Origin of the sequence: Streptomyces sp. HD, from assembly GCF_028369295.1 — a bacterium.
In the GTDB taxonomy this organism is placed as follows: domain Bacteria; phylum Actinomycetota; class Actinomycetes; order Streptomycetales; family Streptomycetaceae; genus Streptomyces.
Genome location: NZ_JAQMYP010000012.1, coordinates 154,360 through 178,091, shown reverse-complemented (window position 1 = coordinate 178,091; position 23,732 = coordinate 154,360). Strand labels below are relative to the sequence as shown.

The following is a 23,732-nucleotide window of genomic DNA, read 5'->3' as shown; positions in this document are numbered from 1 at the left end:
CGGCCGCTACGCCCGCTCGTGCTCGTGCGTCCGCAGCCGGGTGGAGTGGTCGGAGAGGGCGGTGGCGCCGTTCAGCTTGCGGGCGACGCCCGGCTCGCGTGCCGCGACCACCCCGGCGGTCCCGTCGGCCGCCGGGGGCACGGGTCCGCCGGAGGCCACCGGAACACCTTCCCGGGCCGGCAGGGCACCGATCCCGGCCGCCCGGCCACGCCGGTAGCGCGGCGGCACGAAGGCCTCGGCCCAGCGCGGGGCGCGGGGCGTGAAGCGGGGCATGAGGAGCAGGAGGAGCCCGATGGCGCTCAAGAACACCACGCCCAGCACGATCCACATCGACGCCGAGTTGACCGAGTACGCGAGCGCTCCGAACGCGATCAGGGCCGACCAGAAGTACATGATCAGCACCGCGCGGCTGTGCGAGTGGCCGATCTCCAGGAGGCGGTGGTGCAGGTGGCCGCGGTCGGCGGCGAACGGCGACTGGCCGCGCCAGGTGCGGCGCACGATCGCGAGGATCAGGTCGGCGGCCGGGATCGCGATGATCGTCAGGGGGAGGAGGAGCGGGATGTAGACCGGGACCGTCTGGTGCACCGCAGCCTTCTCCGAACCCGCGAACAGCTTCAGCGCGTCCGGGTCGACCTGGCCGGTGATGGAGATCGCGCCCGCCGCCAGGACCAGGCCGATGAGCATCGAGCCGGAGTCGCCCATGAAGATCCGCGCCGGGTGCATGTTGTGCGGCAGGAAGCCCAGGCACATGCCCATCAGGATCGCCGCGAACAGCGTGGCCGGAGCGGCGGCCTCGATGCCGTACGACACCCAGACCCGGTAGGCGTAGAGGAAGAACGCGGCCGAGGCGATGCAGACCATGCCGGCCGCGAGGCCGTCCAGTCCGTCGACGAAGTTGACCGCGTTGATGGTGATGACGACCAGGGCGACGGTGAGCAGGGTGCCCTGCCACTGGGTCAGCGCCACGTTGCCGAGGCCCGGGATCGGCAGCCACAGGATCGTCAGACCCTGCATGACCATGACGCCGGCGGCGATCATCTGGCCGCCCAGCTTGATCAGGGCGTCGATCTCGAACTTGTCGTCCAGGACGCCGATCAGCCAGATGAGCGCCGCTCCGGAGAGCAGCGCCCGCGGTTCGTTGGAGTTCTCGAAGACACTACTGAGGTTCGTGAGGTGGTCGGCGACCAGCAACCCCGCACACAGGCCGAAGAACATCGCGATCCCGCCGAGCCGCGGAGTGGGCTCCCGGTGCACGTCACGTGCCCGGATCTCCGGCATCGCTCCGGCCACGATCGCGAACTTACGTACCGGCCCTGTCAGCAGATACGTCACCGCGGCCGTGATGCAGAGCGTCAGCAGGTATTCACGCACGGGCTTCCCCACAAGTCTCGCTGGCCATCTCAGCCCCACACCCTAGCGACGTACACACACACGACGCATATGTGTGGGGACTTCCGGGTAGCGACGATGGTTGCATGCGTGGCTGTGTATGCGGGTGCGTCTACCCCGCCTCAGCCGGGATACGGCGGAAATCTACCGGCCAGCTCCCGCACTTCTTCACGAGCCTTCGGACTTTCGGTCTCCTCCCTGAGCACGCCCCCGACCAGCGCGGCCAGCCACACCATCTCCTCCTCCCCCATGCCCTGCGTGGTCACGGCCGCCGTGCCCAGGCGCAGGCCACGGGCGTCGCCGTGCGGCAGCGCGCAGCAGTCCAGCACGATCCCGGCCGCCGCGAGCCGCCCACGCGCCGTGCGGCCGTCTACGCCGAGCGGAGCCGGGTCGGCGGTGATGAGGTGGGTGTCGGTGCCGCCCGTGGTGACGACCAGTCCCTCCGCCGCCAGCCCGGCCGCCAGGGTTCTCGCGTTGGCGACCACCTGATGGGCGTACGCTGCGAACTCCGGTGTTGCCGCCTCACCGAACGCCACGGCCTTGGCGGCGATGGCGTGCATCTGGGCGCCGCCCTGGGTGAAGGGGAAAACGGCGCGATCGACGCGCTCGGCGAGGTCCGCGCCGCACAGGATCATGCCGCCGCGTGGGCCTCTGAGCACCTTGTGGGTAGTGGCGCACACCACATCGGCGAACGGCACCGGGCTCGGCGCCGCTCCCCCGGCGACGAGCCCCATCGGGTGGGCGGCGTCGGCGATGAGGTACGCCCCGACCTCGTCGGCGAGCTCGCGGAAGAAGGCGTAGTCGATGTGGCGCGGGTAGGCGATGGACCCGCACACGATCGCCTTGGGCCGGTGCCCCCGGGCCAGGGTGCGCACCTGGTCGTGGTCGATGAGCCCGGTCTCCGCGTCGACGCCGTAGGGGACGAAGTCGAACCAGCGGCCGGAGAAGTTGGCCGGCGAGCCGTGCGTGAGGTGGCCGCCGTACGGCAGTCCGAGGGCGAGGACGGTGTCGCCGGGGCGCAGCAGGGCGGCGTACGCGGCGAGGACGGCCGAGGAGCCGGAGTGGGACTGCACATTGGCGTGCTCGGCCCCGAAGAGCGTCTTGGCGCGTTCCACGGCGAGCCGTTCGGCGACGTCGACCATCTCGCACCCGCCGTGGTGCCGGGCGCCCGGGTAGCCCTCCGCGTACTTGTTGGCCAGCGGCGATCCGAGGGCCGCCAGCACCGCGGGGGACGTGAAGTTCTCGGCGGCGATGAGCTGGAGCGTCGTCGACTGCCGGTCCAGCTCACCGAGCAGGATGTCGGCGAGCTGCGGGTCCTGGCCGCGCAGGACATCGGCCGCGAGGGTACGGGTGACCGCCATGGTGGGCTCCGGGCGTGCGACGCTTCTGATGGCCCGCTCGCCTGCGGGGTGCCCGGGGCACCGGCGCACCCCTTCAGCTCACGAGCCGTGGTGACGTACGTCCAATGTAGGCCCGGGGCGGCAGGGGCGCCCGGTTGTTACGCCCTCGCGGGTACTCCGGTGAGCGCTGTGACGACCGGATCCAGCGCCTGGTGTATCTCGTCCCCGATCGACCGGAAGAACGTCAGGGGCGCCCCGTACGGGTCGTACACCTCGTCCGCCTCCGCCGTCGGAGCCAGGAGCCACCCGCGTAGAGCCGCGGCCGCGCGGACCAGGGCGCGTGCGCGGAACACCACGCCGTCCTCCAGGGGAGGCAGCGTCGCGGGGTCTATCGCCTTCACCAGGCGGGTGAACTCCTTGAGGGTGAAGGTGCGCAGGCCCGCGGAATGGCCCATGGAGATGACCTGGGCGCGATGGTCGCGGGTGGCCGTGAGGACCAGGTCGGCACGGATGACGTGCTCGTCGAGGAGCTCGCGGCCGACGAAGCCGGAGGCGTCCGCGCCGAAGTCGGCGAGGACGGTCTCCGCGTTGGATTCCATGGGCGCGCCCTCGTGGCCCCAGGTGCCCGCGCTCTCCACGATCAGCCCGCCGCCGAGCACACCGAGGCGCTGCGTCACGAAATGACGGGTCAGCCGCTCGGTGATCGGTGAGCGGCACACATTGCCGGTGCTGACGTGGAGGATGCGGAAGCTGTCGCGCGGGAGTCCGACGAATGTCGTGGTGATCTCCGCCGCGCTTTCCCCGTTGCCTATGCCACGCCCCGCGTTGGGGGCTGTCAATTCGCCACCTCAAGGTCGGGTACGACCTTCCGCAGCTCCTCCGCCGAGATGGCGCCGGCGCGCAGCAGGAGCGGGATCTCGCGGGTGACGTCGACGATCGACGACGGGACGTTGCCGGGGGTCGGGCCGCCGTCCAGGTAGACGGAGACCGAGTCGCCGAGCATCTCCTGCGCGGAGTCGCAGTCCTCCGGCGCAGGGTGCCCCGTGAGGTTGGCCGACGACACCGCCATCGGGCCGACCTCCGTGAGCAGCTCGATGGCGACCGGGTGCAGTGGCATGCGCACGGCAACCGTGCCCCGGGTGTCGCCCAGGTCCCACTGCAGCGACGGCTGGTGCTTGGCCACCAGGGTCAGCGCGCCCGGCCAGAACGCGTCGACCAGCTCCCAGGCCAGCTCGGAGAAGTCGGTGACGAGACCGTGGAGCGTGTTCGGGGAGCCGATCAGGACCGGTGTGGGCATGTTGCGGCCCCGTCCCTTGGCCTCCAGCAGATCGCCTACGGCCTCCTTGGCGAACGCGTCGGCGCCGATGCCGTACACCGTGTCGGTCGGGAGGACCACGAGCTCGCCCCGGCGGACGGCGGACGCGGCTTCGCGCAGGCCCGTCGTACGGTCCGTCGCGTCGTTTGTGTCGTATCGCCGTGCCATGTCTAGCGGGCCTCCTCGTACACGAAGTACACGTACTGCGGGATCGAAGTCTGCGGGGCGGTCACGGCAGCGCCTTGCGGGCGGTCGCGAACCTGGGACGGTTGTTGAGGTCGGGATGGTCGGCCGCGTCGGCCCAGCCCCGCTCCTCGGTGAAGATCCACGGCACCTGCCCGCCCTGGGTGTCGGCGTGCTCGATGACGACGACCCCGCCGGGGCGCAGGAGACGGTGTGCGGTCCGCTCCAGGCCACGGATGAGGTCGAGCCCGTCCTCACCGGAGAACAGGGCGAGTTCGGGATCGTAGTCCCGCGCCTCGGGAGCCACGTACTCCCATTCGGTCAGCGGGATGTAGGGCGGGTTGGAGATGACCAGGTCGACCTGGCCGTCGAGGTCGGGGAAGGCGTCCAGGGCGTTGCCCTGCCGCAGGTCGACCCTGGACCCCTCCACGTTCTTGCGCGTCCACTGCAGGGCGTCCTCGGACAGCTCCACGGCGTGCACGCGGGAGCGCGGGACCTCCTGGGCGAGGGCGAGCGCGATGGCGCCGGAGCCGGTGCACAGGTCGACGATGCAGGGCTCGACGACGTCCATCGCGCGCACGGCGTCTATGGCCCAGCCGACCACCGACTCGGTCTCGGGGCGGGGCACGAACACGCCCGGCCCCACCTGGAGTTCGAGGTACCGGAAGTAGGCCCGCCCGGTGATGTGCTGCAACGGCTCGCGCTGTTCGCGGCGGGCGATGACCTCCCAGTAGCGGGCGTCGAAGTCCGCGTCCTGCACGGAGTGCAGCTCGCCCCGCTTCACGCCGTGCACGAACGCGGCGAGCTCCTCCGCGTCGTTGCGCGGCGAGGGCACGCCGGCGTCGGCCAGCCGCTGGGTGGCCTGGGCTACCTCAGCGAGCAGCACGCTGCGGGGGCTTGAGGGTCGCCCCCCAAATGTTGGCTGCACGCATGTCCTCCGGTACTTGCTCGTACGTCCCTTACGCGGCTGCGAGCTTGGCGGCCGAGTCCGCGTCGACGCAGGCCTGGATCACCGAGTCGAGGTCGCCGTCCAGGACCTGGTCCAAGTTGTACGCCTTGAAGCCGACACGGTGGTCCGAGATGCGATTCTCCGGGAAGTTGTAGGTGCGGATCTTCTCGGAGCGGTCGACGGTGCGGACCTGGCTGCGGCGGGCGTCGGCGGCCTCCTTCTCCGCCTCCTCCTGCGCCGCGGCGAGCAGCCTGGAGCGCAGGATACGCATCGCCTGCTCCTTGTTCTGCAGCTGGCTCTTCTCGTTCTGGCAGGAGGCGACGACTCCGGTGGGGATGTGCGTGATGCGCACGGCGGAGTCGGTGGTGTTGACGGACTGGCCACCCGGGCCGGACGACCGGTACACGTCGATGCGCAGGTCGTTCGGGTTGATCTCGACGTCGATCTCCTCGGCCTCCGGCGTGACCAGCACTCCGGCCGCGGAGGTGTGGATACGGCCCTGGGACTCGGTCGCCGGCACCCGCTGCACGCGGTGCACACCGCCCTCGTACTTCAGGCGGGCCCAGACGCCCTGCCCGGGCTCGGTGGCGCCCTGGCCGCCCTTGGTCTTCACGGCGACCTGGACGTCCTTGTAGCCGCCCAGCTCGGACTCGGTGGAGTCGATGATCTCGGTCTTCCAGCCGACGCGCTCGGCGTACCGGAGATACATGCGCAGCAGGTCACCCGCGAAGAGCGCGGACTCGTCACCGCCGGCCCCGGCCTTGATCTCCAGAATGACGTCCTTGTCGTCACTCGGGTCACGCGGGACCAGCAGCAGGCGCAGCTTCTCGGTGAGCACCTCGCGCTGCTTCTCCAGGTCCTTGACCTCGGCGGCGAAGTCCGGGTCGTCGGCGGCGAATTCCTTCGCCGTCTCGATGTCGTCGCCGGTCTGCTTCCAGGAGCGGTACGTGGCGACGATCGGGGTGAGCTCGGCGTAGCGCTTGTTCAGCTTGCGCGCGTTCGCCTGGTCGGCATGGACCGACGGGTCGGCGAGCTTCGTCTCCAGGTCGGCGTGCTCAGCGACCAGGTCCTCGACGGCCTCGAACATCTTGGGCTCCTGTGTGGGTACGTCTGTGAAGGGCGGGCGACCAAAAACGCCGGTCCCGGCACGCCTGTGAAAGGGCGCGACCGTGGACCGGCGAAATGGGGCTCGCTACTTCTTGGAGCCGGCGGCCTTGCCGAAGCGGGCCTCGAAGCGGGCCACACGGCCACCGGTGTCGAGGATCTTCTGCTTGCCCGTGTAGAACGGGTGGCACTCGGAGCAGACCTCGGCACGGATGGTGCCGCTCTCGATCGTGCTACGGGTGGTGAACGACGCGCCACAGGTGCAGCTGACCTGCGTCTCGACGTACGCGGGGTGGATGTCGCGCTTCAAGGTGTCTCCTAGTTTCGGGAGGGCACCGGGTCGCCACCGCGGGATGCGGGAGCGTGAACCGGGGCCGACGTACCAGTCTGCCAGGACTGGGGCCATCCCCCAAAACCGGGGGTTGGCGTCAGGTATTCCCCGCGGGCCCTCAGCCGGCGTTGACGACACCCTTGGCATCACCGGTCGCGGTGCCTTCGGTCGCCGCCTTCGGGATCGCCCTGTCCGCCTTCAGGGCGTCCCACACCAGCTGGGCCTTGGTCTTCGCCACGATCACGCGGTTCGGGTCCGCCGGGTCGTACTGGACCGGCATCGTGACCATGTTCATGTTCTTGGAACTGATGCCCTTGAGGCCGCCCGCGAAGGACATGAGCCTGTTGACCGAGCCGAGGTCGGAGTCGGTGGTGACCGTCTTGGTGGCGGTGTTGGCCAGGTCGTACAGCCGCTTGGGGTTGCCGAACAGGTTGATGTCCTTGACCTGGTTGATCAGCGCCTTGATGAAGGCCTGCTGGAGCTGGATACGGCCGAGGTCGGAGCCGTCGCCGACGCCGTGCCGGGTGCGGACCAGGCCGAGCGCCTGCTTGCCGGTGAGCTGGTGGGTGCCGGCCTTGAGGTCGAGGTGGCTGTCGGGGTCGTTGATGTTCTTGGTGGTGGTGACCTCGACGCCGCCGAGCTCGTCGATGAGCTTCTGGAAGCCGGCGAAGTCGACCTCCAGGTAGTGGTCCATGCGGACACCGCTGAACGACTCGACGGTCTTCACCGCGCAGGCGGCACCGCCCGTGGAGTACGACTCGTTGAACATCACGCCCGACGCCGCCCGGTGCGTCCTGCCGTTGGTGTCGGTGCACTCGGGGCGGTCGATCAGGGTGTCGCGCGGAATGGAGACCACGCTGGCCTTCTTGTGGCCCTCGTAGACGTGCACGATCATCGCCGTGTCCGAGCGGGCACTGCCGTCGTCGGTGCCTCCGCCGAGCTTCTTGTTGCCGCCGGAGCGGGTGTCCGAGCCGAGGACGAGGATGTTCTCCGAGCCGTTGTCGACCTTCTGCGGCCGGTCGGTGCCGAGGGCCTGGTCGATGTCCACGCTCTTGATGTTGCCGTTGAGCTTGAAGTACAGGTACCCGGCTCCGGTCCCGCCCAGGACAACGATACCGGCGGCCGTCCAGGCCATGATCATCAGGCCCTTGCGTTTGTCGCGGGGCTTGCGGCGGCGGCCCTTGGCCCGATTGCGTGGACCTGCGGTGCCGGTGTCACCCGGTATGCCGGGTTCCGGCGTGCTCTCGGCGGACATGTGCTCCTCGGTTCTCGTCCGATCGGTTACCCCCTGCGGTCAGGGTCAGGCGTGGCCATTTGGCCCGTACCACACCATCGTCGCCCCGTCCGGTCAGACGGGGAAACTCGGAGAAGGGTTGCACAACGGACCATGCCCACCGCCGAGGAGCGGTGGGCATGGTCCGGGCTCGGCGATACCGGGTATACCCGTCTCACCTGCGGTTTCAGCCGAAGATGTCGTACTGCTTGAAATCGGTGCCGACGGACTTCGGTGTGCTGAAGATCTCGCTCGTGGCCTTTCCGGTGCCCGGATACAGGTAAAGCGTGCCGGAGGAGTTGCGGGCCAGGAAGTCGGCCTTGCCGTCGCCGGTGACGTCACCGACGGCGTCGAAGCCGTTGTAGCTCGCCCAGGTGCGCACCTTGATCCGGGTGGAGAAGGCGCCGGTGCCGGACTTGCCGGTGCCCTCGTACAGGTACACGTAGCCGGTGCTGCTCTGGCGCGCGATCAGGTCGGTCTTGCCGTCACCGGTGAAGTCGCCGTGCCCGCGCAGGGAGTTGTACTGGTTCCAGCCGGAGCCGACCTTCACCCTGGTCCCGAACGTGCCGTTGCCCTGGCCCGGGTAGATCCACAGGTAGCCGCCGGAGTCGACCGAGAGCAGGTCGGGCAGGTAGTCGCCGGTGACGTCACCCGGGGTGACGATGCGGGTGCGGGTCGCCCAGTTGTCGGCGATCTGCTTGGTGGCCCAACTGCCGCTGGACTGCACGTAGTGCGCCCAGAACATGTCGCCGTCGGAGCTGCGCCGGTACACCAGGTCCTGGTAGCCGTCCCGGTCGAGGTCGGTCTGCAGGACGACGTTCACGCCGTTCCAGTCGCCCCAGGACTCACGCGCGGCGAACGACGTGCCGTTGGAGTTCTTCGAGTAACCGGTCTTCGTGGAGGCGTTGCGCAGCCACAGGTCGGCCCGGTGGTCACCGCTGACGTTGGTGTCGTCGACCCGCGGGTAGGCGGCCCCGACATAGCTGCTGACCTTGGAGAACACGCTGTACGCGCCCTCGGCGACACAGTCCTGCACGCCCCAGGACACCACACCGACGATCCGCCCGTTCACGACGAGCGGCCCGCCGGAGTCGCCGTTGCAGGCGGAGGTGGTGCCACTGTCGCTGCCGCTGGCCGGGTTGCCCGCGCAGACCATGTGGCCCTTGATGAACTCGGTGCCGTAGTAGCCGGTGCAGGTGCTGTCGGACTGGACGGGCAGCGTGGCCGTCTTCAGCGTCTGGGAGACGTCCTGGGTGGTGGAGCTGGTACGGCCCCAGCCGTAGACCTTGGCGCTCGTCCCGGCCGCGTACGAGGCGGTGTCACCGGACGTCGTCATGCGGATCGGCGTCGCCTTGACCGCGTTCGCCAGCGTGATGACGGCGATGTCGTTGTCGATCGTCGTCGCGTTGTACGACGGGTGGTTCCACTGCCGGTGCGGCAGGGTGACGGTACCGCCGTGCAGGTCGGTGTTGCCGGCGTCGTCGGTGGTCGGCAGCTGGGCGGTGCCGGTGACGACGGCGCCGTAGTTGTACCAGTCGTAGCCCTTGACGCAGTGCGCGGCGGTCAGGATCTTCGTCGGCGCGACGACGGCGCCCCCGCAGAAGAAGCCGATGTCGTCGGCCTCGTCGGTGGTGCCCTTGTCGTCGTAGTACCAGAGCTGCGCCATCCAGGGCGCGGAGGTGATGCCGGTGGTGGTGCCGCCGATGACCATGGGGCTCACCGTGGAGTCACCGGAGGAGCTGCTGGTGCCGGAGCTGTACGTCGACTTCTGCGACGTCTCCCCCGCGACGTCGTCGCCGGCGACTGCCCCCTCGACACGCCGCTCCAGCTCGGCCAGGGAGACCGAACTGGTGGCGGGCTTCACGGTGGGCTTCGGCTGCGCGGTGGCGGCCCCCGCGGACGAGGTCAGCAGCGCGGCGGCGACGGCCGCGGCGACACCGGCGGCGGCGACGGGCAGCCCGATACGTATCCGGCGTCTGTGACGACCGCTGCCGGACGGAGTGGTGGTCAAGAAGGTCCCCCCAGGGATGCATGAGTAGGAAGGGGCACACTGATGCGCCCGTCCCTATCAGCGCCGAAAGGCCGCCCCCCGTCACTGTCTGACGGGGGGCGGCCTTTCGCTGATCGCTTCTGATCAGTCGCCGTTGCCGGGGGTCGGCGTCGTCTTCTGGATCTGCATCAGGAACTCGACGTTCGACTTCGTCTGCTTCATCTTGTCGAGCAGCAGCTCGATCGCCTGCTGCTGGTCGAGCGCGTGCAGCACCCGACGCAGCTTCCAGACGACGGCCAGCTCCTCGCTGCCGAGCAGGATCTCTTCCTTACGGGTACCGGACGCGTCCACGTCCACCGCCGGGAAGATGCGCTTGTCGGCGAGCTTCCGGTCGAGCTTGAGCTCGGCGTTGCCGGTGCCCTTGAACTCCTCGAAGATGACCTCGTCCATGCGGGACCCGGTGTCCACCAGAGCGGTGGCGAGGATGGTCAGCGAGCCGCCGTCCTCGATGTTGCGGGCCGCACCGAAGAAGCGCTTCGGCGGGTACAGGGCGGTCGAGTCGACACCACCGGACAGGATGCGGCCGGAGGCCGGGGCGGCGAGGTTGTACGCACGGCCCAGACGCGTGATCGAGTCGAGCAGTACGACGACGTCGTGGCCCAGCTCCACCAGACGCTTGGCGCGCTCGATGGCGAGCTCGGCGACCGTGGTGTGGTCCTCGGCCGGGCGGTCGAAGGTCGAGGAGATGACCTCGCCCTTGACCGACCGCTGCATGTCGGTGACCTCTTCCGGACGCTCGTCGACGAGGACGACCATCAGGTGGCACTCGGGGTTGTTGTGCGTGATCGCGTTGGCGATCGCCTGCATGATCATGGTCTTGCCGGTCTTCGGCGGGGCCACGATCAGACCACGCTGGCCCTTACCGATCGGCGCGACGAGGTCGATGATGCGGGTGGTGAGGATGCCCGGGTCGGTCTCCAGGCGGAGCCGGTCCTGCGGGTACAGCGGCGTCAGCTTGTTGAACTCCGGTCGCCCGCGCCCGGATTCGGGCGCCATGCCGTTGACGGAGTCGAGGCGGACCAGCGCGTTGAACTTCTCGCGGCGCTCGCCTTCCTTCGGCTGACGGACCGCACCGGTGAGGTGGTCGCCCTTGCGCAGGCCGTTCTTGCGGACCTGGGCGAGGGAGACGTACACGTCGTTCGGACCGGGCAGGTAGCCCGACGTACGGATGAAGGCGTAGTTGTCGAGGATGTCCAGGATGCCCGCGACGGGGATCAGGACATCGTCCTCGGCGAGCTGCGGCTCCTGCACGTCGTCGCGGCCACGGCGGCCCCGGCGGTCGCGGTAGCGCCCGCGACGGCCACGACGGCCGCCCTCGAAGTCGTCGTCGTCCTGCGGGCCGTTGTCGCGCTGGCGGTCCTGACGGCCGCCGCCCTGCTGGCCCTGCTGACGGTCCTGCTGGCGGTCCTGACGACCGCCGCCCTGCTGGTCGTCGCCCTTGCGACGGTCACCGCGGTCACCGCGGTCACGGTCGCGGCCGCGCTCACGGCGGTCACGACGACGACCCTCGCCGCCGTCGGCGTCACCCTTGGCGTCGCCCTGCTGGGCCTGCGACTGCGCGGGCGTCTCGGCCTTCGGCTCGCTCTTGGCCTCGGCGGCGACCGTCTCGGGGGCGCCCGCCTCGGCGGTGGCGCGGCGACGGCGGCGCTCGGCCGGCGCGTCGTCGCTGGCCGGCTGGCCGGGAATCTCGATCTGCTGCTGGGCCACGGCCTTCTCGGCGGGGGCCTCAGCCGCCTTCTCCGCCTTCTTCTCGGCGTCTTCGCCGGTACGAGCCTTGGAGGTGGCGCGGCGCTTGGGCTTGGTCTCGGTGGCGTCCCCGGCGGCGGAAGACCCTGCCTTCGGAGCCGCGGCACCTCCCCCGGCCTGCGCCTCCTTGATGACCTCGATCAGCTGGCTCTTGCGCATGCGCGCGGTGCCCCTGATGCCGAGGCCGGATGCGACCTGCTGCAGCTCTGCCAGCACCATGCCCTCAAGGCCGGTACCGCGGCGCCGCCGGGAGCCTGCACCGGTGGCAGGCGCGGAGGCGTCCGTGGCGGGCGCGGCAGCGGTCTCCTCGACACGTGCGCCCATCAGATCGGTGGTGTCGCTCACGAAGGGTCCTTCCCTGGAGCGGACGTCGGCCTGTCTGGCTCGGCGACCGGTTGTGCTGTCCGGCTTCGGTCCCTGGTGTGTGGACCGTGCCGGGGCGGTGGTCCGCCAAAGTGGCGGAGGAAATATCTGGTGATGGCGCTTCCCAAAACCGTGGCACTGAGTGTCGGTGTCACTCGGCTCGGTCGCGCCGGTTCCGGAGCGTGCCCGGCAAGTCGCTCAGTGCTCGTGTACGAGGTACTGCCCGCGTACGTCGTACGGAACACAGTTCGGCTTGGGAGGCTCCCGGAAGAATGTCTGTCCCGGACGGGGACAACAAGCACCTCGCCATGGTGGGGTCGGGTGCAGACTTGAGGTTAACACTACCGGATCCAACAAACATTCCCCCTCTCGAAATCCGGCAACCGTGTGTCAGGGCGCAAGCGGCAGCACGCTCGCTCCCTGGGCGTCGAGGTCGAGCCGGTTCGCGGCCCACCCCTCGCCTGCCAGATGGGCGACCTTGTCGGCGCTGTCCTCGTCGGCCAGTGCCAGCACAGTGGGTCCCGCGCCGGAGATGACCGCCGGGACTCCGTCGGCCCGCAGCCGCTCCACCAGTGCCGCGCTCTCGGGCATGGCGGGCGCGCGGTACTCCTGGTGGAGACGGTCCTCGGTGGCGGGCAGCAGCAGTTCGGGGCGCCTGGTCATGGCCTCGACGAGCAGGGCGGCGCGGCCCGCGTTGGTGGCGGCGTCAACGTGCGGAACGCTGCGCGGGAGCAGGCCGCGCGCGGTCTCGGTGAGGACCGGCTTTCCGGGCACGAAAACCACCGGAACGATGGAATCGGCTGGATCCATCCTGATCGCCCGCGCGGCACCCGCCTCCATCCAGGAGAGGGTGAACCCGCCGAGCAGACAGGCCGCGACGTTGTCGGGGTGGCCCTCGATCTCGGTGGCGAGTTCGAGCAGGGCCGTGTCGTCGAGCCTGGCCTCGCCGCCTATGGTCACGGCGCGTGCGGCGACGATGCCGGCGCAGATGGCGGCCGACGAGGAGCCGAGGCCCCGGCCGTGCGGGATGCGGTTGGCGCAGACGATCTCCAGTCCGCGCGGCTGGCCGCCCAGCAGGTCGAAGGCGGTGCGCAGGGAGCGTACGAGAAGGTGCTTTTCGTCACGCGGCAGCGTCTCGCTGCCCTCACCCGCGATGTCGATGTGCAGCCCTGAGTCGGCCACCCGGACGACGACGTCGTCGTAGAGCCCCAGCGACAGGCCGAGGGCGTCGAAGCCCGGGCCGAGGTTGGCGCTGGTGGCGGGGACGCGCACCCGGACGGCGGCGGCGCGGAACGCTGGACCGGCCATCTCTCGATGACTCTCCTTGAGCTGCGGTGATTGTCGAAGACATTCGATGACGTACGACGGACCCTGGAGCCGCGTCCGGCCGTGTGGCCGGTGGCGTACCCCTGCCGCTTGCGGGCCGCGGAGACGACGCGGCCACGTGCCCCATGCGGAGGCATATGCGGCGGGCGGGTTCAGTACAGCCTATCGAAGGTAGGTTCTGTGGCGACATAGGGCGCACAGGAGGCGCACGATGCGTGTCGTAAGCCCCCTGTGCACCCCCCGTCTGCAAGCTCCCCAGGTGGGCGCCCTCTTACTCGCGTTCGCGAGCCCTCTGCGACGGGTTGTGGGCGCCCTACGCCAGGGTGTGGGCCCGCTTACGCCAGCCCGAGCCGCTCGGCGGCCGTGGCCGCGTCGACCGGCACGGTGACGGGCTGCGGGGCGCCGGCGACGGCCCAGTCGGGGTCCTTGAGGCCGTTGCCGGTGACGGTGCACACGATCGTCTGGCCCGGGTCGACCTTGCCCTGCTCGGCGGCCTTCAGCAGACCGGCGACCGACGCGGCGGAGGCGGGCTCCACGAAGACGCCCTCCTGAGCGGCCAACAGCCGGTAGGCGCGCAGGATTTCACGGTCCGTCACCTCGTCGATGAACCCGCCGGACTCGTCGCGCGCGGCGAGCGCGTACTGCCAGGACGCCGGGTTGCCGATACGGATGGCGGTGGCGATGGTCGACGGGTCCTTGACGACCTCGCCGCGCACGATGGGCGCGGAGCCGGAGGCCTGGAAGCCCCACATGCGCGGGGTCCGGGTCGAGACACTGTCGGCGGCGTACTCCTTGTACCCCTTCCAGTACGCGGTGATGTTGCCCGCGTTGCCCACCGGAAGGACGTGGATGTCCGGGGCGTCGCCGAGCATGTCCACGATCTCGAAGGCGGCCGTCTTCTGCCCCTCGATGCGCACCGGGTTGACCGAATTGACCAGCGCCACGGGGTAGTTGTCGCTCAGGTCACGGGCGAGCGTGAGGCAGTCGTCGAAGTTGCCGTCGACCTGGAGGATCTTCGCGCCGTGCACGAGGGCCTGGCCCATCTTGCCGAGCGCGATCTTGCCCTGCGGGACGAGAACGGCCGAAACCATGCCCGCGCGCACGGCGTAGGCGGCGGCGGAGGCGGAGGTGTTACCGGTGGAGGCACAAATAACGGCCTTCGCCCCCTCCTCCTTGGCCTTGCTGATGGCCATGGTCATACCGCGGTCCTTGAAGGACCCGGTCGGGTTCGCACCCTCCACCTTGAGGTGGACCTCGCAGCCCGTGCGCTCGGAGAGCACCTGCGCGGGCACGAGGGGCGTGCCGCCCTCGCGGAGCGTCACGACCGGCGTGGTGTCGGAGACGGGCAACCGATCCCGGTACTCCTCGATGATTCCGCGCCACTGGTGGGTCATTGCTGGTTACTCTCCTTCAACCCGCATGATGCTGGCGACACCCCGCACGGTGTCGAGCTTGCGCAGCGCCTCGACGGTCCCGACGAGGGCCGCGTCGGACGCACGGTGGGTGACGACGACGAGGGAGGCCTCGCCGTCCTTGCCTTGCTGGCGAACCGTATCGATCGACACACCGTGCTCGGCGAACACGGTCGCCACCTGGGCGAGAACACCCGGTTTGTCCGCCACGTCGAGGCTGATGTGATAGCGCGTGACGACGTCACCCATCGGCGAGACGGGCAGGGCGGCATACGCCGACTCGCCGGGCCCCGTTGCCCCGCTGAGCCGGTTGCGGCAGACGGCGACGAGGTCGCCGAGTACGGCCGAGGCGGTCGGGGAACCACCCGCGCCCGGGCCGTAGAACATGAGCTGCCCGGAGGCGTCCGACTCCACGAACACGGCGTTGTAGGCGCCGCGCACGGAGGCGAGCGGGTGGGTCAGCGGGATCATCGCCGGGTGCACTCGCGCGGTGACCGACTGGCCGTCCGCGGCCCGCTCGCAGATGGCGAGCAGCTTGATGGTGCAGCCCATCTCCTTGGCGGAGGCGAAGTCGGCCGAGGTCACCTCGGTCATGCCCTCGCGGTAGACGTCGTCGAGACGCACCCGCGTGTGGAAGGCGATACCGGCGAGGATGGCGGCCTTGGCGGCGGCGTCGAACCCCTCGACGTCGGCGGTGGGGTCGGCTTCCGCGTATCCCAGGGCGGTGGCCTCGTCGAGGGCCTCCTGATACCCCGCCCCCGTGGAGTCCATCTTGTCGAGGATGAAGTTGGTGGTCCCGTTGACGATGCCGAGCACCCGGTTGACCTTGTCGCCGGCCAGGGACTCGCGCAGCGGCCGGATCAGCGGGATGGCACCGGCGACGGCGGCCTCGTAGTAGAGGTCCTTGCTGTTCGCCTCGGCCGCGGCGTGCAGCGCGGCCCCGTCCTGGGCGAGGAGCGCCTTGTTGGCGGAGACGACGGAAGCACCGTGTTCGAAGGCGGCGGTGATAAGGGCACGGGCGGGCTCGATGCCGCCGATGACCTCGACCACGACATCAATGTCGCCGCGTTTGACGAGGGCGGTGGCATCGGTGGTGATGAGCGCGGGGTCGATGCCCTCACGAACCTTGGAGGGCCGCCGTACGGCCACCCCCGCGAGCTCCACGGGGGCGCCGATCCTGGCGGCGAGGTCGTCGGCGTGCGTCGTCATGATGCGCGCCACCTCTGAGCCAACAACCCCACAGCCCAGCAGCGCCACCTTCAGCGGACGCGTACGCATCATCCGACCTCGTTTCCTCATACCGTCTACGGTTGCACCAGTCTCACTCACCGGACGGGAGTTTCTGCCCTTCGTCCGGATCGTGAGACATCGATTTCATTTGTACAGGGGTGGATGACAGGAGATCTTCCGCCCGACCTTTTCCGCCGGATCTTCCACCTCTGGGGTTTTTCTGGATTACCCGACGTCGAGACGCAGGAGGTCCTCCTCCGTCTCACGCCGGACGATCACCCGGGACTCGCCGTCCTGCACGGCGACGACGGGCGGCCGGAGCACATGGTTGTAGTTGCTGGCCATGGACCTGCAGTAGGCGCCCGTGGCCGGTACGGCGATCAGGTCACCCGGTGCCAGGTCGGAGGGCAGGAACGCGTCCTTGACCACGATGTCCCCGCTTTCGCAGTGCTTGCCGACGACACGGGCGAGCATGGGCCCGGCGTCGCTGGTCCGGGAGACGAGGGCGACGCTGTACTCGGCGTCGTACAGGGCCGTACGGATGTTGTCGGACATGCCCCCGTCCACGGAGACGTACGTCCGCAGCCCGTCGAGCGGCTTGATGGTGCCGACCTCGTAGAGCGTGAAGGCGGTGGGCCCGACGATGGCCCGCCCGGGCTCGACGGAGATCCGGGGAGTCCGCAGCCTGGCGGCCTCGCACTCACGGGTGACGATCTCGGTGAGCGCCTTGGCGATCTCGTGGGGTTCACGGGGATCGTCGTCGCTGGTGTACGCGATCCCGAGCCCGCCCCCGAGGTCGATCTCGGGAAGCTCGACGCCGTGCTCGTCGCGGATGTCCTTGAGCAGCCCGACGACACGATGGGCGGCGACCTCGAAGCCGGACATGTCGAAGATCTGCGACCCGATGTGGCTGTGAATCCCGATGAGCTCAAGCCCGTCGAGCTGAAGCGCCCGCCGCACGGCCTCGGCGGCCTGCCCCCCGGCGAGGGGGATGCCGAACTTCTGGTCCTCGTGGGCCGTGGCGATGAACTCGTGGGTGTGTGCCTCCACGCCCACGGTGATACGGATCTGAACCCGCTGCCGCTTGCCGAGCTCCTGCGCGATGTGCGCGACCCGCACGATCTCCTGGAAGGAGTCGAGGACGATCCGTCCGACACCGGCGCCGACGGCCCTGCGGATCTCCTCCGCGGACTTGTTGTTGCCGTGGAAGGCGATGCGGTCGGCGGGCATACCGGCGGAGAGGGCGGTGGCGAGCTCGCCGCCGGAGCAGACGTCGAGATTGAGTCCTTCCTCATGCAGCCACCGCACTACGGCACGCGAGAGGAACGCCTTGCCGGCGTAGAACACATCGGCCTCGGAGCCGAAGGCACCACGCCAGGCCCGCGCCCGGGCGCGGAAGTCGGCCTCGTCGAGGAAGTAGGCCGGGGTGCCGTGCTGTTCGGCGAGGGTCTTCACATCGATACCGCCGACGGTGACGACGCCGTCGGCGTTACGGCCGACCGTCTGGGCCCACACCTTGGGGTCGAGGTCGTTGAGGTCGGCGGGCGGGGCGGAGTAGTGGCCCTCGGGAAGGACGTCGGCGTGACGGGGCCCGGCGGGGTGTGCGGAACGGCTCATTTCTCTTTGGGCTCTCTCAGAGGTGGTCGGGTGCGTCGATACCGAGCAGGGACAGGCCACCGGCCAGCACCGCCCCGGCGGCTTCGGCAAGAGCGAGCCGGGCACGATGGGCGGCCGAGGGTTTCTCCGCACCGCGCGGGAGGACAGCGGGCAGAAACGGCATCACCGCATCGGCGACGCTGACGAGATGCCGGGCGAGCCGATCGGGGCTGCGCTGCGCCGCGGCCTGGGCCAGGACTCGGGGGTGGTCGGCGAGGAGGGTGGCGACGTGGTGTGTTGCGTCCCTGGGCCGGCCGACTTCGTGTGGTGCGGCGCTGGGCTGGGCTGCGTGGTGTCGTCCGTCGCCGGGCTCGGCGACGTCATGTCGTCGCACATCGCCGGGTTCGGCGCCTTCGTTTCGTACGTCCCCGGGTTCGGCGTCGAATCCCAGGTCGGCGGCGTTACGGCTGAGGGCCCGGGTGCGGGCGTGGGCGTAACGGACACGGAAGAGAGGGTTGCTCTCGCGCTGGACGAGGTGCTCGTCGGTGATGCGGGGCCGGTCGTGGGCGGCGGGGTGGAGGAGGGCCCAGCGGGCGGCGTCGCGGCCGAGGGGGAGGGGGTCGACGGGCGCGGGTACCGGGCGGACGCGGAAGTGGAGCAGGGCGGGCAGCGTCCGCTGGGGCTGCGCGGACTGCTCACGCCGCTCCGGCTGCCCGGACTGCCTGGGCTGCTCGGACTCCCCGGGCTGCTCGGGCTGCTCGGGCTGCTCGGGCTGCTCGGGCTGCTCGGACTCCCCGGACTCCCCGGACTCCCCGGGCTGCTCGGGCTGCCTGCGCCGGGCGTCCACACGTACGCCCAGGATGTCGACCCACTCCGGCGCAATCTCGCCCTCGCAGCGGGTGGTGACGGCGGCGCCCTGTGACCGCAGGATCCGGGCGAGGGCGTCCATGACGACGACGGCCCGTACCTCCCGCGGACAGAGCAGCGGCAGGAAGTCCGCGGAGGGACCCTGGGCGTGCCCGTACCGGGGGCCGCGCCGCAGGATCTCCTCGACGAGGGCGGCCGTGGCGATGGCGGTGACGGTGTCGCCGAGGCTGATGTTCAGGAAGCCGGGTCCCGTGACGACGACGTCGGCGACGCCGTCGGTGCCGAGCAGGTGGGCCTGAAGGATCTCGGCGACCTGGTGCGGTGGCCGGCCGGCCGGGCGGGCGAGACGGAGGGCGATGTTGGTGGCGTAGTCGCCACAGCCACCGGGCCCGGGAGGGGCGACCTCGGCACGCTCCGGCACCGGGACATGCAGTTCTCCCGCGTCGACAGCACGACGCACCGCCCACAGGACGGAACGGGAGAGCTCGACGGGGGTCACGGGGACAAGCGTATGGGAGGAGGGGGGTGGGCATGCGAATGGGTTTGGCCGGGGTCCGCGATGTGGACGGCGGGGGCGGTCGCGGTGGGCGGGCGCGGCTCCCGCGGTCGCGGTGGACGGGCGCGGCCCCAGCCGGTCGCGGTAAGCGGGGCGCGGCCCCGCTGCCGACTGTGTGACGGCGGCTGCGGTGCCGGGTGGGTTTTCTCAGTCGCCGCGGCGCCGACCGGAAGAGCCGCGGGCGGGTAAACCGGGACCGCCTGGAGCTCACCGAGAGCCGACCTGGAACTCACCGAGAGCCGACCAGGAACTCACCGGGAGCCGACCAGGAACTCACCGGTTGCTGTCAGCCACCGGTGTGCCCGGCGGCCTCTTCGGCTCCGAAGACGCCGCCGAGGACGGCGTCGCCCTCGCCCCGTCCGTCGCCCGCACGGTCGAGCTCGCTGCTCAGTTCCCTGCTGCGTCCCCCGGCTGTTTCCACGCCCTGTCCCCCACCACTCCGGCCCGCGCTCCGCGCCCGCTCGATCAACCGCCGTACGAGACTGACGAGTTCGGCGGGTTCGAAGGGCTTGGCGAGGAAGGCGTCGACGCCGACGTCGAGGCCGCTGTCGACCTCGTACTGGGTACAGGCGCTGATGATGGCGAGGGGCAGATCGCTGGTACGGGGGTCGGAGCGCAGCCGGGCGGCGGTCCGCAGCCCGTCGAGTCGCGGCATGACCACGTCCAGCGTGACCACATCGGGCCGCACCTGATGAACGACATCGAGACACTCGGCACCATCGGCCGCGGTCACGACCTCAAGCCCCTCAAGCTCAAGATTGACCCTGATCAGCTGCCGGATGACCTTGTTGTCGTCCACAACAAGCACCCGGCCCGACGCGCCTGGCACAACTTGAGAGTAGGTCGGGACCGGCCACCGCGTCCGGGTTTTGCCCACTTCCACCCCCCTGCGGGCGAGCCACCCCAGGTAGCACCCGGTGCCACCACCAGGAAACCCGTTCATGAACACCCCCCTGAAGCTGGTAGGGTTCTACCCGTCGCCGCCAAGCAAGGCGCCCGACACGCCCCCGTAGCTCAGGGGATAGAGCAACGGCCTCCGGAGCCGTGTGCGCAGGTTCGAATCCTGCCGGGGGCACCCTGTATGAGGTGCCGACTAAGACCCCGTCATCAGCGGAAGCGCTGAGGCCGGGGTCTTGGCGTATGTGCAGGCGTTCGCCCGGAGCGGTGTGTGGCGTCGCAGGGGGTGGAATCAGTTCCCGGCTCGCCGATCTCGTGGGCGAACTCGCCCTCCGCTGCCCCGAGTTCAGCGCCTGGTGGAACGGCCATCCTGGAACCGGCCTCGGATACGGCCCCGTCCTCCGCACTGCGCCCCGCCCCGCCCGAAGCAACTCACCCGGGAGACTCAGGCAGCACCCACGCGCTCTTCCCCCGTCTCCGCCCTCTCCACGGTGCCCGGCGTTCCCTCCCCCGCCGGCTTCGCGCCCCTCCCGCGGCCCGGCAGTACTGCGAGGACGATCATCGTTCCGGCGGCCATGATGATCCCGCCGATCAGGCTGGTCTGCGCGACGCTGTGGGCGAAGGACTCGTGGACCGCGTCGAGGAGGGCCTGTGCCTGTTGGGCGCCGCCGGCGGGGTTCTTCGCGACCTGCTCGGCGACCGCCAGGCCGCCGCCCACCGAGTCCTTCGCGGTCTCCAGCGCGGTGTGCGGGAGGTTGTCGCCGACCAGGTCGGTCAGCTTGTCGCGGTAGGCGGTGCCCAGCAGGGAGCCGAGGATTGCGATGCCGAGGGCACCGCCCAGCTCCAGCGCGGTGTCGTTGGCGCCGCCGCCGACGCCCAGTTCGGACTCGGGGAAGGAGCCCATGATGGTGTCCGTGGCCGGCGACACGCTCAGGCCGATCGCGAGGCCCAGCATCAGCAGCGGTGCCAGGAAGTCGGTGTACGTCGAGCCCGACTCGATCCGCGTGAGCAGGAAGACGCCCGCCGTGCCGATCACCATCCCGACGACGACCATGGCCTTCACGCCCAGCCTGGGCGTCAGTCGGCCGGTGACCGCGGCGCCGACGAAGACGGCACCGGCCAGCGGCAGCAGCCGTACGCCGGTCTCCAGGGCGTTGTAGCCGAGGACGAACTGCAGGAACTGGGTGGCGTAGTAGAGGGCGCCGAAGGTGCCGAAGAAGAAGAACAGCACCGCCAGCATCGAGCCGCTGAACGGCCGCTGGGCGAACTTGCGGACGTCCAGCATGGGGTGCGGGTGGCGCAGCTCCCAGGCGACGAAGGCCGGCAGGCCCGCGCCCGCGACCACCGCGGCGGTGGTCGGGCCGACGCCCCAGCCGAAGTGCGGGCCCTCGATGGCCGCGTAGACCAGGCTGCCGACCGAGATGATCGAGAGCAGGCCGCCTACGTAGTCGATGCGGCCCATGCCCTGCGCCTTGGACGGCGGCACCAGGGCCAGCGCGCCGATCACGGCGGCCACGGCGATCGGGACGTTGATCAGGAACGTCGAGCCCCAGGCGTGGTCCTCCAGGAGCCAGCCGGCGACCAGCGGGCCGACCGCGATGGCGAGGCCGGAGGTGGCGGTCCAGGCTGTGATGGCCTTGGCGCGCTCGGCCTTCGGGAAGATCGCGACCAGCAGGGACAGCGTGGCCGGCATGACGACGGCGGCGCCGACACCCATGATCGCGCGGGCCGTGATGACCAGTCCGGTCTCGTCGACCAGGCTGCCCATCACCGAGCCTCCCGCGAAGATCACCAGACCGGTGATCAGGGCGCCGCGACGGCTGTACTTGTCGCCTATCGAGCCCAGCACAAGCATCAGCGCGGCGTACGGGACCGTATAGCCGTCGATGACCCATTGCAGGTCACTGCTGCTCAGGGCCAGATCCCTGGTCATGTCGGGCGCAGCCACGATCAGCGATGTGTTCGCCATGACCACGATCAGCAGGCTGAGGCAGAGCACCAGCAGGGCCCACCAGCGCCGTGCGTACGGCCCGGTCATCTTCTCGACGGGGGTGGTGACGGGGAAGGGCATCGAGGGCTCCCTGGGCAGTTAATTGCACATCAATGAGCAGAGTAATTTGTTGCACAGCGATGGGCAAATAACTCGGTTGAGGGTGCGGAAGGGGGAGGTTAGGACCCTGCGGGGCAGCAGCCTGCCGCTACTGGCGAACCTCGGAGGCGGCCGCGTCGACCACAGCACACGCCTTCTTCTCCGGAACGCCGGCCGCGATGAGTGTGGCGACGGCGGCCTGGGTGCCGTCGTCCTCCAGTCGCCCGGCGTTGACCTCTTCCAGCAGGGCGATGGTCATCGATTCGAGGCCGGCGCTGAGTACGGCGGGCGGGAGGTGGGTGTGGAACAGACCCTCCCGCTGGCCGCGCTCCAGAATGGCGGCGGCCTCGTCGCGGGCCGGCTTGAGGATCTCGGCGACGCGTTCGGCGCCCAGATCGCGCCGGGCGAGCGCGAGGAGCAGCCGGTAGCGGTCGCCCACCGGCCAGATCGACAGCACGAAGTGCGCTAGGGCGGTACCGGCCGGCTCCGAAGGCCTCGCCCCGGCCGTCACCGCGCCCTTGAGGCTCTCGACGGCCTCCTCGGCCAATGCCTCCAGCAGCGCCGCTCGCCCCGGGAAATGGCCGAACAGAGTGCGGCGTACGACGCCGGAGGCCCGAGCCAGCTCCTCCAGCGTGATGTCCGGGTTCCGCCCCAGCTCCCGACGCGCCGTGGCCAGAATGCGCGCCCGGTTGGAACGGGAGTTGCGTCGCTGCGGCTCGCGGGCGACGGGCTTGGACACGGGAGGAACCTCGACGATGAGACGGAGCGGAAGGTCGGATGCCGAATGCCGGATGTCGGATGTCGGGGCGGCTGACGGCTGACGGCTGACGGCTGACGGCTGACGGCTGACGGCGCAACCGTGCAGCTGACGGCTGGACCGTGCAGCACGGCGGGTCTCGTCATTCTGGCACGCGAGTCGGCCGGCGATCTCAGTCGTCGGGGATGCCCGTGCCGCTCAGCCGCCGGACCGTCCGCTCCTGGCGGGTTGACGGCGCCGCAGGGCGGCCGGAAGGGGGCGGGCTCCTGCCCGGACGACCCGCGCACGCCCCCGACTGCCGCCGCTGCCTCGCCGAGGCTGCGTTCGAGCCAGCCCGCGAGGCGGGGCCGGCCGGTGATCAACAACAGGTGCTCAAGCTACGTTCTCACCCCGCACCTCGGTGCAATATCCCTACCCGAAGTCGGGATGAGCGGGAGGAGCCTGATGAGGAGGGTGTCCCGTGGGCGCGTCCCAGGGGTTCACCTCCCCGCCGGTCAGCAGTTCCGTCGCCTGGTTCTGGGTGTGTGCGGCCGCCATTTGCGCTTCCGCCACGACGTCTCCGCGTTCACGCACCAAGTCTTCATAAATCGGCAGGTGAACGTTTTCGGCAGGACTACGCGTCACTTTGCCGATCCTTCCACTGGTTAATGCCATCAGGCCCTGTTGAGTCGGGCGGCAATTCCATGCCCGACCAACAAATACAACACGGCCGAAAGACCGTAATTAAGGAGAACCCGCAACCCCTCTGTGTCCATCGTGAAAATGTCTCGTGCCCATCCCGCGAGCCAGTCGGCCGTTCCGCGCACCAGCTCCACGAACTCGTTCCCCTGGTTCGCGCCGAGCAGGAAGAGGACGACCCGCAGAGCCGCACACCTGCGGCGACGTCGGCAATCGTGCAGATCGTCAGGGCCGCCCTCCGCGCGGGTCGTACGTCTGGTGTCCGGAAACCGGGTCGGTGT

The 23,732-nt window shown here is 70.0% G+C and carries 19 protein-coding genes and 1 tRNA gene; 1 reads left to right on the top strand and 19 read right to left on the bottom strand.

Annotation, left to right across the window (positions count from 1 at the left end; translation table 11 throughout):
* Positions 1 to 6: 6 nt before the first annotated feature.
* The 16 genes from POF73_RS14805 to POF73_RS14730 all read right to left on the bottom strand — a co-directional run bounded on the left by POF73_RS14805 (position 7) and on the right by POF73_RS14730 (position 19,907).
* The gene (locus POF73_RS14805) at positions 7 to 1,371 is read right to left on the bottom strand and encodes an MraY family glycosyltransferase (RefSeq protein WP_272115207.1); all 1,365 of its coding nucleotides are present in this window, start codon (positions 1,369 to 1,371) and stop codon (positions 7 to 9) included.
* Between the two features lie 140 nt (positions 1,372 to 1,511).
* Positions 1,512 to 2,750, bottom strand: a complete 1,239-nt coding sequence (glyA, locus tag POF73_RS14800) for a serine hydroxymethyltransferase (RefSeq protein WP_272115206.1) — start codon at positions 2,748 to 2,750, stop codon at positions 1,512 to 1,514.
* Between the two features lie 137 nt (positions 2,751 to 2,887).
* Entirely contained in the window at positions 2,888 to 3,568 is a 681-nt protein-coding gene (locus tag POF73_RS14795) for an arsenate reductase/protein-tyrosine-phosphatase family protein (protein WP_272115205.1), read from the bottom strand.
* Complete coding sequence (locus tag POF73_RS14790; RefSeq protein ID WP_272115204.1) at positions 3,565 to 4,212, bottom strand: L-threonylcarbamoyladenylate synthase; 648 nt, start codon at positions 4,210 to 4,212, stop codon at positions 3,565 to 3,567. The genes POF73_RS14795 and POF73_RS14790 overlap by 4 nt, the downstream gene beginning before the upstream one ends.
* A 61-nt stretch (positions 4,213 to 4,273) precedes the next feature.
* Positions 4,274 to 5,113, bottom strand: a complete 840-nt coding sequence (prmC, locus tag POF73_RS14785; protein WP_272115203.1) for a peptide chain release factor N(5)-glutamine methyltransferase — start codon at positions 5,111 to 5,113, stop codon at positions 4,274 to 4,276.
* Between the two features lie 73 nt (positions 5,114 to 5,186).
* The gene (prfA, locus tag POF73_RS14780) at positions 5,187 to 6,263 is read right to left on the bottom strand and encodes a peptide chain release factor 1 (protein ID WP_272115202.1); all 1,077 of its coding nucleotides are present in this window, start codon (positions 6,261 to 6,263) and stop codon (positions 5,187 to 5,189) included.
* Positions 6,264 to 6,368: 105 nt separating this feature from the next.
* Positions 6,369 to 6,590, bottom strand: a complete 222-nt coding sequence (rpmE, locus tag POF73_RS14775; protein WP_030740744.1) for a 50S ribosomal protein L31 — start codon at positions 6,588 to 6,590, stop codon at positions 6,369 to 6,371.
* A gap of 139 nt (positions 6,591 to 6,729) precedes the next feature.
* A complete protein-coding gene (locus POF73_RS14770; protein ID WP_272115201.1) occupies positions 6,730 to 7,866 on the bottom strand; it encodes an LCP family protein in 1,137 nt (378 codons plus the stop codon).
* A 205-nt stretch (positions 7,867 to 8,071) separates the two neighbouring features.
* The gene (locus POF73_RS14765) at positions 8,072 to 9,853 is read right to left on the bottom strand and encodes a trypsin-like serine protease (RefSeq protein ID WP_272115226.1); all 1,782 of its coding nucleotides are present in this window, start codon (positions 9,851 to 9,853) and stop codon (positions 8,072 to 8,074) included.
* Positions 9,854 to 10,018: 165 nt separating this feature from the next.
* The gene (gene rho, locus POF73_RS14760) at positions 10,019 to 12,025 is read right to left on the bottom strand and encodes a transcription termination factor Rho (RefSeq protein WP_272115200.1); all 2,007 of its coding nucleotides are present in this window, start codon (positions 12,023 to 12,025) and stop codon (positions 10,019 to 10,021) included.
* A gap of 408 nt (positions 12,026 to 12,433) precedes the next feature.
* Positions 12,434 to 13,351: a homoserine kinase gene (gene thrB / locus POF73_RS14755; protein WP_272115199.1), complete on the bottom strand. Its 918-nt coding sequence runs from the start codon at positions 13,349 to 13,351 to the stop codon at positions 12,434 to 12,436.
* Between the two features lie 353 nt (positions 13,352 to 13,704).
* Positions 13,705 to 14,763: a threonine synthase gene (gene thrC, locus POF73_RS14750; RefSeq protein WP_272115198.1), complete on the bottom strand. Its 1,059-nt coding sequence runs from the start codon at positions 14,761 to 14,763 to the stop codon at positions 13,705 to 13,707.
* Between the two features lie 6 nt (positions 14,764 to 14,769).
* The gene (locus POF73_RS14745; protein ID WP_272115225.1) at positions 14,770 to 16,059 is read right to left on the bottom strand and encodes a homoserine dehydrogenase; all 1,290 of its coding nucleotides are present in this window, start codon (positions 16,057 to 16,059) and stop codon (positions 14,770 to 14,772) included.
* A 177-nt stretch (positions 16,060 to 16,236) separates the two neighbouring features.
* Positions 16,237 to 17,628 carry a diaminopimelate decarboxylase gene (gene lysA / locus POF73_RS14740; protein WP_272115197.1) on the bottom strand — a complete coding sequence of 464 codons (1,392 nt, stop codon included), beginning with the start codon at positions 17,626 to 17,628 and terminating at the stop codon, positions 16,237 to 16,239.
* Between the two features lie 16 nt (positions 17,629 to 17,644).
* Positions 17,645 to 18,973: an ArgS-related anticodon-binding protein NrtL gene (gene nrtL / locus POF73_RS14735; RefSeq protein ID WP_272115196.1), complete on the bottom strand. Its 1,329-nt coding sequence runs from the start codon at positions 18,971 to 18,973 to the stop codon at positions 17,645 to 17,647.
* 343 nt (positions 18,974 to 19,316) lie between these two features.
* Positions 19,317 to 19,907, bottom strand: a complete 591-nt coding sequence (locus POF73_RS14730; RefSeq protein ID WP_443049517.1) for a response regulator — start codon at positions 19,905 to 19,907, stop codon at positions 19,317 to 19,319.
* Between the two features lie 126 nt (positions 19,908 to 20,033).
* Here POF73_RS14730 and POF73_RS14725 point away from each other — a divergent pair.
* Positions 20,034 to 20,105 (top strand) — tRNA-Arg (locus POF73_RS14725).
* Positions 20,106 to 20,372: 267 nt separating this feature from the next.
* Here the strand turns inward: POF73_RS14725 and POF73_RS14720 are convergent.
* The 3 genes from POF73_RS14720 to POF73_RS14710 form a co-directional block, all read right to left on the bottom strand.
* Positions 20,373 to 21,998 carry an MFS transporter gene (locus POF73_RS14720; RefSeq protein WP_272115194.1) on the bottom strand — a complete coding sequence of 542 codons (1,626 nt, stop codon included), beginning with the start codon at positions 21,996 to 21,998 and terminating at the stop codon, positions 20,373 to 20,375.
* Positions 21,999 to 22,125: 127 nt separating this feature from the next.
* Positions 22,126 to 22,755, bottom strand: a complete 630-nt coding sequence (locus POF73_RS14715) for a TetR family transcriptional regulator (protein WP_272115193.1) — start codon at positions 22,753 to 22,755, stop codon at positions 22,126 to 22,128.
* A 429-nt stretch (positions 22,756 to 23,184) separates the two neighbouring features.
* Complete coding sequence (locus POF73_RS14710) at positions 23,185 to 23,325, bottom strand: hypothetical protein (protein WP_272115192.1); 141 nt, start codon at positions 23,323 to 23,325, stop codon at positions 23,185 to 23,187.
* Positions 23,326 to 23,732 lie beyond the last annotated feature (407 nt).

What these genes read in the sequence shown, in the direction of transcription:
- POF73_RS14770 (WP_272115201.1), bottom strand. Translation starts at nt 7,866, where the DNA reads ATGTCCGCCGAGAGCACGCCGGAACCCGGCATACCGGGTGACACCGGC.
- POF73_RS14720 (WP_272115194.1), bottom strand. Translation starts at nt 21,998, where the DNA reads ATGCCCTTCCCCGTCACCACCCCCGTCGAGAAGATGACCGGGCCGTAC.
- POF73_RS14745 (WP_272115225.1), bottom strand. Translation starts at nt 16,059, where the DNA reads ATGCGTACGCGTCCGCTGAAGGTGGCGCTGCTGGGCTGTGGGGTTGTT.
- prfA (WP_272115202.1), bottom strand. Translation starts at nt 6,263, where the DNA reads ATGTTCGAGGCCGTCGAGGACCTGGTCGCTGAGCACGCCGACCTGGAG.
- glyA (WP_272115206.1), bottom strand. Translation starts at nt 2,750, where the DNA reads ATGGCGGTCACCCGTACCCTCGCGGCCGATGTCCTGCGCGGCCAGGAC.
- lysA (WP_272115197.1), bottom strand. Translation starts at nt 17,628, where the DNA reads ATGAGCCGTTCCGCACACCCCGCCGGGCCCCGTCACGCCGACGTCCTT.
- POF73_RS14790 (WP_272115204.1), bottom strand. Translation starts at nt 4,212, where the DNA reads ATGGCACGGCGATACGACACAAACGACGCGACGGACCGTACGACGGGC.
- thrC (WP_272115198.1), bottom strand. Translation starts at nt 14,763, where the DNA reads ATGACCCACCAGTGGCGCGGAATCATCGAGGAGTACCGGGATCGGTTG.
- thrB (WP_272115199.1), bottom strand. Translation starts at nt 13,351, where the DNA reads ATGGCCGGTCCAGCGTTCCGCGCCGCCGCCGTCCGGGTGCGCGTCCCC.